General features: G+C 64.4%; 11 protein-coding genes. 5 read left to right on the top strand and 6 right to left on the bottom strand.

Annotated elements, in window-relative coordinates; translation table 11 throughout:
• On the bottom strand, nucleotides 1-1152 hold a 1152-nt coding region (locus tag UNPF46_RS10765; RefSeq protein WP_142250001.1), incomplete at its 3' end, for a HAMP domain-containing protein.
• Nucleotides 1153-1399: 247 nt separating this feature from the next.
• Here UNPF46_RS10765 and UNPF46_RS10770 point away from each other — a divergent pair.
• Both UNPF46_RS10770 and UNPF46_RS10775 read left to right on the top strand, forming a co-directional pair.
• Nucleotides 1400-2566 (top strand): FIST N-terminal domain-containing protein, encoded by a 1167-nt coding sequence (locus UNPF46_RS10770; protein ID WP_100180732.1) that lies wholly within the window; start codon nucleotides 1400-1402, stop codon nucleotides 2564-2566.
• A complete protein-coding gene (locus tag UNPF46_RS10775; RefSeq protein ID WP_142250002.1) occupies nucleotides 2563-3921 on the top strand; it encodes a hybrid sensor histidine kinase/response regulator in 1359 nt (452 codons plus the stop codon). Before UNPF46_RS10770 ends, UNPF46_RS10775 begins: the two co-directional genes overlap by 4 nt.
• Nucleotides 3922-3928: 7 nt before the next feature.
• Here UNPF46_RS10775 and UNPF46_RS10780 read toward each other — a convergent pair whose 3' ends face one another.
• From UNPF46_RS10780 to UNPF46_RS10800, 5 genes are all read right to left on the bottom strand, one after another.
• Nucleotides 3929-4618 (bottom strand): response regulator, encoded by a 690-nt coding sequence (locus UNPF46_RS10780; protein ID WP_100180730.1) that lies wholly within the window; start codon nucleotides 4616-4618, stop codon nucleotides 3929-3931.
• A gap of 101 nt (nucleotides 4619-4719) precedes the next feature.
• Nucleotides 4720-5406, bottom strand: coding sequence for a response regulator (locus UNPF46_RS10785; protein WP_100180729.1), 687 nt, complete (start codon nucleotides 5404-5406; stop codon nucleotides 4720-4722).
• 123 nt (nucleotides 5407-5529) lie between these two features.
• Complete coding sequence (locus UNPF46_RS10790; protein WP_502705486.1) at nucleotides 5530-6720, bottom strand: c-type cytochrome; 1191 nt, start codon at nucleotides 6718-6720, stop codon at nucleotides 5530-5532.
• Nucleotides 6721-6845: 125 nt separating this feature from the next.
• On the bottom strand, nucleotides 6846-8561 hold the full coding sequence (locus UNPF46_RS10795) for a PQQ-dependent dehydrogenase, methanol/ethanol family (protein WP_246668631.1): 1716 nt from the start codon (nucleotides 8559-8561) through the stop codon (nucleotides 6846-6848).
• Between the two features lie 250 nt (nucleotides 8562-8811).
• The gene (locus UNPF46_RS10800; protein WP_142250005.1) at nucleotides 8812-9261 is read right to left on the bottom strand and encodes an SRPBCC family protein; all 450 of its coding nucleotides are present in this window, start codon (nucleotides 9259-9261) and stop codon (nucleotides 8812-8814) included.
• Between the two features lie 510 nt (nucleotides 9262-9771).
• On the opposite strand from UNPF46_RS10800, the gene UNPF46_RS10805 reads away from it, so the two are divergent.
• From UNPF46_RS10805 to UNPF46_RS10815, 3 genes are all read left to right on the top strand, one after another.
• Entirely contained in the window at nucleotides 9772-10257 is a 486-nt protein-coding gene (locus UNPF46_RS10805) for a (2Fe-2S)-binding protein (protein ID WP_100180726.1), read from the top strand.
• Between the two features lie 85 nt (nucleotides 10258-10342).
• Nucleotides 10343-12685: a xanthine dehydrogenase family protein molybdopterin-binding subunit gene (locus UNPF46_RS10810; protein ID WP_100180725.1), complete on the top strand. Its 2343-nt coding sequence runs from the start codon at nucleotides 10343-10345 to the stop codon at nucleotides 12683-12685.
• Between the two features lie 139 nt (nucleotides 12686-12824).
• Entirely contained in the window at nucleotides 12825-13625 is an 801-nt protein-coding gene (locus tag UNPF46_RS10815; protein WP_142250006.1) for an FAD binding domain-containing protein, read from the top strand.
• Nucleotides 13626-13708 lie beyond the last annotated feature (83 nt).

A 13708-nucleotide genomic window follows, 5' to 3' on the forward strand; every position in this document is an offset into this window, starting at 1 on the left:
GGCGTCGCGCTCGGCCTTGGCCACCGCCTGAACCTTGAACTCCTCGACCGCGCCGGCCATCTCGCCGATCTCGTCCTTGCGCCCCAAGCCCGGCAGCACCACGTCGAAATTGCCCGAGGCCAGCTCGCGCATCGCCTTGCACATCGCGATCATCGGACGCGAAATGCCGGTGCCGAGCAGGAAGGCGAGAACCGCACCAAGCAAGGTACCGCCAATGGCCAGCATCAGAACCAACTGCTCGGTCTTGCCGATCGTCGCTTCCGATTCGGAATCCAGCCGCTGCTGCTCGGCGACGAGATCCGCCTTCATGGCGGTCGCTCCTTGCAGGATCGCACCCGCCGAACCGCTCATCTCGGTGACGAGCTCGTCGACCAGCTTGGCATTGGCGATCAGCTTCTCCAACGCTTCGCGATAGGCGCCGAGGATGGCCTTGGCGTCCTTCAGGCCGGCGACGATCTTGTCGTCCATGGAATAGACCGCGCCGAGCGAGTTCTCGACGAATTTCAGCCGTGCCAGCGCGCTGCTCGCGATCGCCTGATCGGACGTCAGCACGAAATTGGTGGCCGCGGCGCTCGCGGTTTGGAACTGGGCGTTGACCTGCTTGGTGCCGAATTCGATTGCCTGCGCCTCGGAATCGGAGGCGTTGTTGCCGATGTCGTCGAGCTTGTACTTGAGGAGATTGGCTTGGCGCTGCAGCTGGTTCTGCACCAGCAACGTGCTGTCACGCTTGGCCTGGAGAACCTTGGCGAAGGTCGCGGAGAAATTCGAGAATTCCTTGGCGAGCTTGTCGAGACTCTCCTTCCGCGCCGGCGACTTGGCGCTCTTGACGGCCTGGTCGATGGCATTCTTCAGGTTGGCCTCGGCATCAAGTGCCGCCTTGGCGTCATCTTCCTTGCCGGTAACGACGAAATATTTGGCGGCCGAACGATAGCCGAGCAGCTCGCGGTCGATATTGCGGGCGAGGTCGGCCTCCGACACGCTGCTGCGGTAGGACCCGACCCCGGCCGAGACCCGCTCGAAGCCGAAATAGGAGAACGCCATGCTGCCGGCGGAGATCGCCAGCACCGCGGCAAAGCCGAGGATGATCTTGGCGCGGAACCTGAGAGCGGGAAATATTGTGCGCTTAGACGGCGACGCGTTACGCCCGGACATTCCCAACCCCCGATGTCAATTCTTGCATGTGCGGCTCGGCCCGGGAGCAGCCCCTCCCGGACCGGCGATGAAAATTAGGGCAGAAAGGTCAAGGGGCGGTAAATTCGTGCAGCGCGCACCCTTTGGTGCGGACCACACGTTCCGCGGATTGTCCGCAATGTTGCGACCAGACGAAAAAGACCATATTCTCTGGACACTTGTCAGGCACTTGGCATCAGACCAAGCGGGTCCTAGAGGGAGAGACGGAGTGGGGCAAACCGACTTTCGGTTTGGCGGTGCGTCTGGCGTTGCCGTCGCGAAGTCGAAGGCCGCGGGGGCCGAGCAAGCCGTCGCCGACCTCGCCGCTCAGCTTCCGTCCGACGAGCTGGCGCTCGTTCTGCTCTTCGTCTCCCCGAGCTACGATCCGCACCAATTCATCGCCGAGATCAGCCGCCAATTCGACGGGATCCCGGTCTGCGGTTGCACCACCGCCGGCGAGCTGGCTCCCGACGGCTGGGACGAGAACAGCGTCGTCGCGCTCGCTTTCTGCAGCGCCGATTTCTCCGCCGTGGTCCGCCCGATTCTCAATCTCGACAGCTTTCACGTCGAGGACGGCCGCAGGATCAGCGCCGAGGCCCGGCAGGAATTGCTGCGGGTGTCCTCCCAGGTCGAGCGCGGAAATCCGTTCGGCCTGGTCCTGATCGACGGCCTGTGCCGCCGGGAAGAAGCGGTGATGTCCGCGCTCTATGCCTCGCTGGACGACATCCCCATCGTCGGCGGCTCCGCGGGCGACGGGATGCGGTTCGAGCGGACCTGGGTGTTCCTCGACGGCAAGGCGCACACCAACGCCGCTCTCCTTATCCTCCTGAGCACGTCGCTGCCGTTCCGGGTCTTCAAGTGTGACAATTTCGAACCGCGGGCCCAGAAGATGGTGGTCACCGAGGCCGACATCGAGAATCGAACCGTCAGGGAGCTGAACGCCGAGCCTGCCGCCCAGGAATATTCCCGCGTCGTCGGGATCATGGACGCCAAGCTCGATCCGTTCTCCTTCGCCTCGCATCCCGTTCTGGTCCGCGTCGGCGGCTCCTACTATGCCCGCTCGATCCAGCGCGTCGAGCCGGACGGGTCGCTGCACTTCTTTTGCGCGATCGACGAAGGCATGGTGCTGACGGCGGCGACATCGCGCAGCCTCGTCGGCACGACGCGCGCGGCCTTCGCGGAGACGCGCGAGCAGATCGGCGACGTCTCGCTCTATATCGGTTTCGAGTGCCTGCTGCGCCGGCTCGACGCCGAGCAGCACCAGCTCGCCCGCGACATGTCCGAGCTCTACCGGCAGAATCGCGTGGTCGGCTTTCATACCTACGGCGAGCAATTCGGCTCGATGCATGTGAACCAGACCTTCACGGGCGTCGCCATCGGCAGGCGTCCGTCGTGACCGAGCTGTGGCAGGACCCCGACACGGTCGAGCAGCTGCAGCGGGAAACCGTGAAGCTGAGGAAGATCAATGCCGCGCTGATGTCCCGGGTCGAGCGCTCGATGGACCAGCAGCTCAACGCCTTCTCGCTGTTCGAGACCGCCATCGCGCTCGACCGACAGGTCCGGGACCGGACCCACCAGCTGCGCGAAGCCCTGCATTCGATCGAACGCGCCAACGAGGGTCTATATCGCGCCAAGCAGCAGGCCGAGGCTGCAAGCTCGCTCAAATCGTCCGTTCTGATCTCCGTCACCCACGACCTGCTGCAACCGCTGAACGCCGCGCGGCTCACGCTCTCTGCGCTGGCGGAGATGATGGAAACGCAGGAGTCGGGCCTGCTGGTCGACCAGGTCGATCGCTCGCTGGTGACGCTGGAGGATCTGCTGCGGTCGCTCTTGGAGATCGCCAAGCTCGACGCCGGCGCGCTCAGGCCCGACGTGCGTCCGTTGGCGCTGGCGCCGCTGTTCGAGCAGCTTCGCGACGAATTCGCGCCGATCGCGGCGCGGCAAGGCCTGTCCTTGCGCATCCGCAACTCGCCGCTCGCGGTGGCGTCGGACGCGATGATGCTCCGGCGCATCCTGCAAAATCTGCTCGCCAATGCCATCCGCTACACCCGCAGCGGTGGCGTCGTGATGGGGTGCAGGCGCCGCAACGACCGCGTCTGCGTCCAGGTTTCCGATACCGGACCAGGAATTGCGCAGGCGCAGCAGGAAGCGATCTTTCGCGAGTTTCAGCGCGGCGAAGCCAGCGCGACCGACCAGGCCGGGTTCGGGCTCGGTCTCTCCATCGTTCGCCGCTTCGCGACGGTGCTCGGTCATGAGGTCCAACTGTCCTCGCAGGTCGGCAAGGGATCGACCTTCGTCCTGGAGCTCGAGCCGGCCGATCCCGCCGAGGTCAGCGACGAGGTGCACGAGACCAAGCTCAGCGAATGTCGATATGGCGGCCTCGAAGGCGCCAAGATCCTGCTGGTCGAGAACGACCCGTCCGGCTCCGAGGCCATGGCCGCCCTGCTGGAAGGCTGGGGCTGCGACGTCGCGACCACGCCATCGGCGGCCGACGCGCTGCTGCGCCTCAGCGAGCTGGGCGGCGCGCCCGATGCCGTCATCGCCGATCTTCATCTCGATCACGGCGAGAGCGGATTGTCGGCGATTGCCGACATCCGCCAGCATCTGAAGCTCGACGTGCCCGCGATGATCATCACCGCCGACTACTCCGAGAAGGCCGCCAAGCAGGCGAGCCTGTCCGGCCTCGAAGTGCTGAAGAAGCCGGTCAAGCCCGCCGAGATGCGCGCACTGCTGTCGTTCCTGCTGACGTGACGGACATCTATTCCGACTGTGCGCGATCGTGCTTCGCCCGGCTCTCGTCGCTTGCCAGCGTCGCAAAATCGATCTTCGACATCTCGACGATCGCCTTGGTGCGGCTCACCACGTTCAGCTTGCGCAGGATGTCCGAGACATGGACCTTCACGGTCGTCTCGGAAATCTTCAGCTCATAGGCGATCTGCTTGTTCTGGAGGCCGCGCTTGAGCATGTCGAGGACACGCAATTGCTGCGGCGTCAGATCATGCAGCCGCTTCAGCAAATCATGGGCGGGACTTGGGGCGCGCTGCGGCCGGAGTGCACGATAGGCATCGGGAAGACAGACGAGCCCCTGCAGCGCCTCGCCGATCGACTGGGCGAGCTCCTGCTTGGACGAGGATTTGAAGATGTAACCGGCCACACCGAGCGACAAGGCGCTCGAGATGATCCTGGAATCCTGATGTCCCGACACGATGACGACCGGAACCTTCGGAAAGGCCTTGCGGATGCGCACGATGCCCGAAAGGCCGGTCGTGCCCGGCATCGACAGATCGAGCAGGAGAAGATCGAGCTCGGCGCCCGCGGACAGCTGCTCGAGCGCACCGTCGACCGAAATCGCCTGCAGGATCTCGGCCCCGGGCGCCACCATTTGCAGCGCGCCTTCGAGTGCCTCGCGGAACAACGGATGGTCTTCGACAATCAGAAATCGCGTCACGCGTCAGCCATTTCCAAATCGTTGCCGGACTTCGAGCTTCAGATAAGCATGGATCAGCCGGCGCGCGCCGGCTTGATCGAGGTCAACAACGGCGAGGCCGATCATTGCGGCCTCCCGCGATCGACCCTCGCATAGGCGCGGTTCCTGGGATCGGGCAGGTCCATCTTGCCGATCTCGATGATCGCCTTGTTTCGGCTGAACAGCCCGAGCTTGCGCAGGATCTCGGTGATGTGCGCCTTGACCGTGGATTCGGCGAGCTGCAGCTCCTGCGCGATCTGCCGGTTCGGATAGCCGCGGCGCAGCAGGTCCAGAACCCTGAGCTGCTGCGGCGTGAGCTCGCGGAGCTTGACCTCGAGGGCCTTGCTGGTCTCGGCTTTCCGCCGCTGCGGCGTTGCCACGAAATCTCGCGGCACCGACACCGATCCGGACAGCACGCCCTCGATCGACTGAGCCAGCTCGCGCTTCGACGTCGATTTCGGCAGATAGCCGGCCGCACCGAGCGCCAGCGCCTCGCGGACCACGTGCTGGTCTTCCTCGCTCGAGACGATGGCGACCGGCAAGCGCGGATAGGTCTCGCGCAAGCGCAGGAAGCCGGAGAAGCCGGTCGCATCCGGCAGCGACAGATCGAGCAGCGCGAGGTCGATCCCCTGCTCGGCCGACAGGATGTCCAGCGCGTCCTCGATCGACATCGCCTCCAGGATACGAGCCTCCGGCAAAGCCAGCCGCACTGCATTGCCCAGCGCTTCGCGAAACAGCGGATGATCGTCGATGATCAGGAAGCTGGCCATGGCGCCTTCCAAAAGATCCACCGCACGCGCGGCAGCAGCGCATCGCTCCTGGGCCGGTTCGGCGTCGGAAGGATGCCGGATGGACCCTACCACATCTTCCCGATCCCGTCCGGTCAAGACCGTTCAGTCGTTCGATTCGACCTGGACGCTCAGCAGGAAGGAATAGATGCTGGCGAACTGGTCGTCGGTGAAGACCTCCTTCCAGGACGGCATGCCCTTGGCGGGACGCCCCTCATGCACGGTCTTCCAGAACGTATCGCGCATGTCGTCGCCATAACGGTGTCGCAGCAGCCGAAGGTCGATCTTCCGCTCGCTCTGAATGGCGTCGGGGCCGTGGCAATGCGCACAGGTTCCGTTGAAGATTTCCTTGCCCGCTCCGGCAACTTCCGCATTCGGCGCGGCCGCATCGCCCTTGGTCTCGGTCGCCACCACATTTGCGACCTGCGCCACACCCGGCCCAGGACCGGTCCCGGTCGTGGTTGCCGCCGGCACGGCTTCAATCGCGCCGAAGCGAACCGGCTGTCCGGCCGGCAAGCCGTATTTCACCGCAAGATCGGCGATCGTGCGCCGAAGCGTCGGCAGGATCGCATCGACCCGATCGCGCAGCTCGCTCGATCCCTTCGCGAAGCCGATCGCGGCATCCCATGACAGGCCCTCGCCTTCGGTCAGCCGGATCTGATAGCGATCGCCATAGGCTGTCATGTTCAGCCAGCCGGCGACAGGTCCCCAGATGAAGGCGACGTCCGCCCTGCCCTGGTCGAGCACCTGCATCGCCTCCTCGGGCGACAGCACCGTCACCTTCTGGATGTCGTCACGGGTCGCCAGAAGGTTTTGCGGCGTAGAGGCGTACTGGACGGCCACGCGCTTGCCCCGGAGATCGTCCACGCCGCCGATCGCCTGCCCCTTCGCCGCAACCAGGGCATAACCCTCCCTTGCAAACGCGCTGGAGAAGATCACGGCCGGCCCCATGAAGTCCTCCGAGCGCGGCAAGCCGATCATGGCATCGCATTGCTTGCCGAGCAGCGTGACCCGCACGGTCCGCTTGCCGAAATAGGATTTGTACCAGTCGTAGGTGATCGGCTGGCCGAGCGCCTGCGCCAGCGCCTGGCCGATCTCGACATAAAAGCCCGGCTGCGACGGATTATCGCTCGAGAAAGGCAGGTTGGTCGGATCGGCGCACAGGCGGAACGGCTTGGCCTCGTCGGCATGGACGGCGGCAACCGATGCAATCACCGCGGACGCGGCGAGCCATGCAAGTCGTCCCGCGATGTTGCGATGTCGGCGCTTGCCGTTACCTGGATTAATCGGACGCATCCTCATCTCCGGGATCTGGGAATGGTTGGACCAGGCGTTGCGGCCCAGGATCTGGCTGGTGCCGCCGCGCAATGTCGAGAAAGCACGCGCGTATCCCGTCTCCTTCGGGATACGCGCGCGAGTGGTCACTGGACGGAGAACACGAAGAGCGAACCGCCCTCGGGGGCTGCGGCCGTCATCTTCTTTCCAACCTCGCCCAGGAACGCGGGCAATGCTGCCGTGCGGCCGACGACGATGGCGACGTATTGCTTGCCGTCGACACTGTAGGTCACCGGGCCTGCGCCGATGCCGGAGCCGAGATTCTTGCTCCAGAGCACCTTGCCGGACTTCGCATCGATGGCGCGGAAGTCGCCGTGAATGTTGCCGGCAAACACGAGGCCACCACCGGTGGTCAGCGTGCCGCCGTTGAACGGCAGGTCTTCCTTGATCGACCAGACCTTCTTCTGCGCCACCGGATCCCAGGCCACGAGCTCGCCGAGAAAGCCGCCGGGACCTTCCTTGGTCGGGAACTCGGCGCCGAGATAGAATACGCCACGCTTGTAGGCGACGTCGGAGACCGACCAGTCCATGCAGACGTTATTCGAAGGGATGTAGACGAGGCCGGTCTGCGGGTTGAACGACATCGGCTGCCAGTTCTTGCCGCCGATCAGGTTCGGGCAGATGTCCTTGGCGGGATGGTTCGGCCCCGGACGCTTGTCCGGATCCTCTTCCGCACGCATCGTGTTGACGTCCCACTTCTTGGCCCAGTTCGAGAAGACGTATTTCTCCGCCGAGAGCACCTTGCCGGTCTCACGGTTGGCGACGAAGAAGTAGCCGTTGCGATCCGCCTTCATTAGCGTCGGCACGGTGCCGCCGCCGATCTTCAGGTCCGCGAGCACGGCCTCGTTGACGCCGTCATAGTCCCAGGCATCGGCCGGCGTGGTCTGGATGTGCCATTTGATCTTGCCGGTGTTGGGATCGAGCGCGAGGGTCGAAGCCGTGTAGAGATTGGTCAGCTTGCCGAAATTACCGTCGCCGGTCGAACGCACGCCGGTGTTCCACGGACCTGGATTGCTGGTGCCCCAATAGACCGTGTCGGTCTTGGCATCGTAGGAGCCGACCAGCCAGGCCGCACCGCCGCCATGCTGTGCGGAATCGCCCTTCCAGGTGTCGCCGCCGGGCTCGTCCGGGCTGGGAACGGTGAAGGTCTGCCACAACTGCTTGCCGGTATTGATGTCGAAGGCCTGGAGCGAGCCGCGCACGCCGTACTCGCCGCCGCCGAAACCGGTGATGACCTTGTCGCGCACGACCAGCGGAGGCGAGGTGATGACCGAGCCCTGCTTGTAGTCGACGACCTTCGTCGTCCAGAGCGACTTGCCGGTCGCGGCATCGAGCGCCGTCAGCTTGCCGTCGAGACGGCCGACGAAGATCTTTCCATCCGCGTAGGAGACGCCGCGGTTGTTCACGTCGCAGCAGGCAAATTGCAGCACGTCCTCGGGAATCTCGGGCTCCCAGGTCCACTTGCGGACACCGGTCGCGGCATCGAGCGCGTAGACATATTTCGGCCCCCAGGAGCTCGACACGTACAGCGTGTTGCCGATGACGATCGGCGATGATTCGTTCGAGCGCAACGAGGCCAGCGAGAACGAATAGGCGAGCGTCAGCTTGCCGGCGTTCTCGGTATTGATCTGCTTCAGCGGGCTGTAGCGCGTATTGCCGTAATCGTGGCCGGCGACGGCCCACTGATTCTGGTCGGATTGCGCCTTGATCAGCGAGTCGTTGGCGCGAACGCCCGACGTGACGGCGGCGAGCATCGCAATCATCGAGATGCCAGCCAAGAATCCCTTCGTTCCAAAGGTCATGTATTCCCTCCACGATGTTGTTGTGCACGCCACGTTGGGCGTCGAAGCGCGTTGCGCCGTGATGCGCAGTTCGTCTGCGAGCCATCGTTCGAAATTACAGCATCGCCGTTTCGCGCTTAGTATAGGCGGAAGGTAGTAGTGCAAATCATTGGCGGCTTTCGCCACTCATCTCGTTGTCGCGACTTGCGCCTTACCCCTATTTTTAAAGCTCGAAACGCGCCATCGGATTGAGGCGGCATCGCCGCATCGGTCACGATGATGGCGCTACCACCGCTGCAAGATTCTCGAAGAAGCTCGCGGCAAGTTTTCGCGATGTCGAGTCGATCAACCGCGCGCCGAGCTGTGCGAGCTTGCCGCCGATCTGCGCGTCGGCCTCGTAGTGCAGGATGGTGACGTCGGGCGATTCATCTTCCAGCCTGACCTTCGCGCCGCCCTTGGCGAAGCCCGCGACGCCGCCGGCGCCTTCGCCGATGATGCGATAGCCGTTGGGCGCATCGATATCGGCCAGCGTCACCTTGCCGCTGAAGGTCGCCTTCACCGGGCCGACCTTCAGCACCACCGTCGCCGTCATCTCCGTCGGCGAGGCCATCTCGAGCGATTGGCAGCCGGGAATGCAGCGCCTGAGAATCTCGGGATCGTTGAGCGCGGCCCATACCTTGGCTTTCGACGCCGGAATGCGCTGGCTGTCGTTCATCTGCATCGCTTCCACCCTCCGTTGTGTTTGTTCAGCGCGGATAGGGCGGCACGCGCCGTCGATCAATCGCCAGGAAGTAGGAGGCGGGCCGCTGCGGCCGCGAGCGCTGCGGCCGCAATGCCCGGCCCCGGGCACGCTCGCAGCGAAATCAATGACTTAGCGTTTCGCCGCATACTACCAAGATCGCGATTACAAAGCCGCGGACCCATGCTCCTATCCAGGCCAAGGAACAAGACATCCGAGGAGGACAACGTGCGACAGGGCTGAACTCGCGCTCGAGCGGCCGCACGCGGCGTCGACGATGCGACGTTCCGGACGCGATGCCTGAATTTTCAAGACCTGCGTTCCAGCCGCGCCATGCTTTGGCGACGGCCCGGAGCATCGTGATCGATTCGCGCGCCGAGACGGCCGCCCCGATGACCTTTCCATGACGCGAGGTCACCAAAATGCCAGTTGCAAAGTTCCGTTGCGCTGTCTCTAATTAGAAGCAATCAAAATCACTTGGGAGGACGTCACGTGTCTACAGTCAAACTGACGGTGAACGGCAAGGCCGTTGCTGTCGACGTCGAGGACCGCACGCTGCTGGTCCAGCTGCTGCGCGATCACCTCAATCTCACCGGCACCCATGTCGGCTGTGACACCAGCCAGTGCGGCGCCTGTGTCGTGCACATGGACGGCCGTGCGGTGAAATCCTGCACCATGCTGGCGGGCCAGGCCGACGGCGCCAGCATCACCACCATCGAGGGCATTGCGAAGGGCGACGAGCTGCACCCGATGCAGGCCGCCTTCCGCGACAATCACGGCCTTCAGTGCGGCTATTGCACGCCGGGCATGATCATGTCGGCGATCGACATCGTGCAACGCCACGGCGGCCAGCTCGACGAGGCCACCGTCCGCACCGAGCTCGAAGGCAATATCTGCCGCTGCACCGGCTACCACAACATCGTCAAAGCCGTGCTGGATGCGGCCGGCCGCATGAAGGTCTCGCAGGCGGCCGAGTAAACCGGCGCGCCTCGATAGAACAAATCACCGCTGCCGCTCTCGAAGGAAAGCGCAGCCACAAAATTTCCGGTCGGGAGGACCAGACATGGGTGTTGAAGGCATCGGCGCACGCGTCGTGCGCAAGGAAGACAAGCGTTTCATTACCGGCAAGGGCCGCTACGTCGACGACATCAAGCTGACGGGCATGACCCATGCCCATTTCATCCGCAGCCCCCACGCCCACGCCAAGGTCAAGGGGATCGACTCCTCCGCCGCGCTGAAGATGCCGGGTGTGGTCGCGGTGCTCACGGGCCAGCAGATCGTCGACGACAAGGTCGGCAACCTCATTTGCGGCTGGGCCATCACCTCCAAGGACGGCAGCCCGATGAAGATGGGCGCATGGCCCGCAATGGCGCCGGAGACGGTGCGCTTCGTCGGACAGGCCGTCGCGGTCGTGATCGCAGAGAGCAAGAATCTGGCGCGCGACGCCGCGGAAGCGGTCGTTGTCAATTACGAAGAGCTTCCCGCAGTCGCCGACGTTCACGCCGCGATCAAACCAGGCGCGCCGCAGCTGCATCCCGAAGCGCCCGGCAACCAGGTCTATGACTGGGTGATCGGCGACGAGGGCGCCACCGATGCCGCCTTCGCCAAGGCCGCCAACGTCGTCAAGCTCGACGTCACCAACAACCGCCTTGCTCCGAATGCGATGGAGCCGCGCGCGGCGATCGCCGATTACGACGCGGCGGAGGAGCATTTCACGCTCTACACGACCTCGCAGAACCCGCACGTCGCCCGTCTCGTGCTGTCGGCGTTCTACAACATCGCCCCCGAGCACAAGCTGCGCGTGATCGCCCCCGACGTCGGCGGCGGCTTCGGCTCCAAGATCTTCATCTATCCGGAGGAGATGGTGGCGCTATGGGCCTCCAAGAAGGTCGGCCGTCCCGTGAAATGGACCGGTGACCGCACCGAGGCGTTCCTCACCGACGCGCATGGCCGCGACCATGTGACCCATGCCGAGATGGCGTTCGACGCCAACAACAAGATCACCGGCCTCAAGGTGAAGACCTACGCCAATTTCGGCGCCTACATGTCGCTGTTCTCGTCGTCAGTGCCGACCTATCTCTACGCGACACTGCTGTCGGGCCAGTACAACATCCCGGCGATCCACGCCGAAGTGGTCGGCGTCTACACCAACACGACGCCGGTCGACGCCTATCGCGGCGCGGGCCGCCCCGAGGCGAGCTATCTCATCGAACGTCTGATGGAGACGGCGGCGCGGCAGCTCAAGGTCGATCCGGCTCAGCTGCGGCGGACCAACTTCATCACCACGTTCCCGCACCAGACGCCCGTGATCATGGCCTATGACACCGGCGACTTCAACGCCTCGCTCGATGCGGCGATGAAGGCGATCGACTATGCCGGCTTCCCCGCCCGCAAGGCCAAGGCGAAAGCCGACGGCAAGCTGCGCGGCATCGGCGTGTCCTGCTACATCGAGGCCTGCGGCATCGCGCCGTCCAAGGCGGTCGGCAGCCTGGGCGCCGGCGTCGGCCTGTGGGAATCGGCCGAGGTGCGCGTCAATCCGGTCGGCACCATCGAGATCCTCACGGGCTCGCACAGCCACGGCCAGGGTCACGAGACCACGTTCTGCCAGCTCGTCGCCGAACGTCTCGGCGTTCCCATCAGCCAGGTCTCGATCGTCCATGGCGACACCGACAAGGTGCAGTTCGGCATGGGCACCTACGGCTCGCGCTCGGCGGCCGTCGGCCTCACCGCGATCCTGAAGGCGATGGAGAAGATGGAAGCGAAGGCCAAGAAGATCGCGGCGCATGCGCTGGAAGCTTCCGAAGCCGACATCGTCATCGAGAACGGCGAGTTCAAGGTGACGGGCACCGACAAGGCGATCGCCCTGCCGATGGTCGCGCTCGCGGCCTATACCGCGCACAATCTGCCTGACGGGATGGAGCCGGGCCTGAAGGAGAGCGCCTTCTACGATCCGACCAACTTCACCTTCCCGGCCGGCACCTATATCTGCGAGCTCGAGGTCGATCCCGGCACCGGCAAGACAAGCTTCGTCAACTTCGTCGCGGCCGACGATTTCGGCCGGCTGATCAACCCGATGATCGTCGAGGGCCAGGTCCATGGCGGCCTGGTTCAAGGCATCGGGCAGGCGCTGCTCGAGCACGCCATCTACGATGCCAACGGCCAGCCGGTCACGGCCTCGTTCATGGACTACGCCATGCCGCGCGCCGACGATGTGCCCTCGTTCAACCTCTCCCACACCACGACGCTGTGCCCGGGCAATCCCCTGGGCATCAAGGGTTGCGGTGAGGCCGGCGCGATCGGCGCCTCGGCGGCCGTGATCAACGCGATCACGGATGCGATCGGCAAGAACAATCTGGAAATGCCCGCAACCCCCGATCGGGTGTGGCGCACGATCCACGCAGGCTAACACCTCATCACCGTCATTCCGGGGCGACGCGCAGCGTCGAACCCGGAATCTGGAGCCACGAATTCAACCTCGAGATTCCGGGTCTGCGCCAACAGGCGCATCCCGGAATGACAGAGAATAGATTTCAGGAGCAACCAAGATGTACCAGACCACCTATCATCGCGCCTCCTCGGTCGACGAGGCCGTCAGCCTGTTCGGCAAGAGCAGCGAGGCGAAGTTCCTGGCCGGCGGCCAGACGCTGCTGCCCGTGATGAAGCAGCGCCTCGCCAGCCCCTCCGACGTCATCGACCTCGGCAAGATCAAGGAGCTGCAGGGCGTCGAATTGTCGGGCGACACGCTGACCATCAAGGCCGCCACGACCTACTACGACATCATGACGAATGCCGATGTGAAGAAGGCGATTCCCGCGATCGCCCATCTCACCTCGGTGCTCGGCGACCCCGCGGTGCGCTATCGCGGCACGATCGGCGGCTCGATCGCCAACAACGATCCTGCAGCGGACTTCCCCGCCGCGTTGCTCGCACTTGGTGCCACCGTGAAGACCAACAAGCGGTCGATCTCCGCCGAGGACTTTTTCCAGGGCCTGTTCACCACGGCGCTCGAGGACGGCGAGATCATCACCGCCGTGTCGTTCCCGGTGCCGGCGAAAGCAGGCTACGAAAAGATGCGGCATCCGGCATCACGCTTTGCGCTGACCGGCGTGTTCGTCGCCCAGGCCAAGTCGGGCGAGGTGCGCGTCGCAGCCACCGGCGCCTCGCAATCCGGTGTGATGCGGGTTCCTGCGATCGAGGCCGCGCTGAAGGCGAACTGGTCGCCGGCGGCGGTCGATGGCGTCAGCATTTCCGCGAGTGGATTGCTGGCCGACATCCACGGCACTGCGGAATATCGCGCCAATCTCATCAAGGTAATGGCGCAGCGCGCGGTGGCCGCTGCAGGCTGATCTCGCCGCCAGCGTCTCGACACAAATTTTCTGCGGCGCGCACTTCAGTGCGCGCCGTTTTATTTTTGGCCATGCGGCATGAA

This window comes from Bradyrhizobium sp. UNPF46 (assembly GCF_006658625.1).
In the GTDB taxonomy this organism is placed as follows: domain Bacteria; phylum Pseudomonadota; class Alphaproteobacteria; order Rhizobiales; family Xanthobacteraceae; genus Bradyrhizobium; species Bradyrhizobium nitroreducens.

What these genes read in the sequence shown, in the direction of transcription:
- UNPF46_RS10815 (WP_142250006.1), top strand. Translation starts at nt 12,825, where the DNA reads ATGTACCAGACCACCTATCATCGCGCCTCCTCGGTCGACGAGGCCGTC.
- UNPF46_RS10790 (WP_502705486.1), bottom strand. Translation starts at nt 6,720, where the DNA reads ATGCGTCCGATTAATCCAGGTAACGGCAAGCGCCGACATCGCAACATC.
- UNPF46_RS10810 (WP_100180725.1), top strand. Translation starts at nt 10,343, where the DNA reads ATGGGTGTTGAAGGCATCGGCGCACGCGTCGTGCGCAAGGAAGACAAG.
- UNPF46_RS10800 (WP_142250005.1), bottom strand. Translation starts at nt 9,261, where the DNA reads ATGCAGATGAACGACAGCCAGCGCATTCCGGCGTCGAAAGCCAAGGTA.
- UNPF46_RS10795 (WP_246668631.1), bottom strand. Translation starts at nt 8,561, where the DNA reads ATGACCTTTGGAACGAAGGGATTCTTGGCTGGCATCTCGATGATTGCG.
- UNPF46_RS10785 (WP_100180729.1), bottom strand. Translation starts at nt 5,406, where the DNA reads ATGGCCAGCTTCCTGATCATCGACGATCATCCGCTGTTTCGCGAAGCG.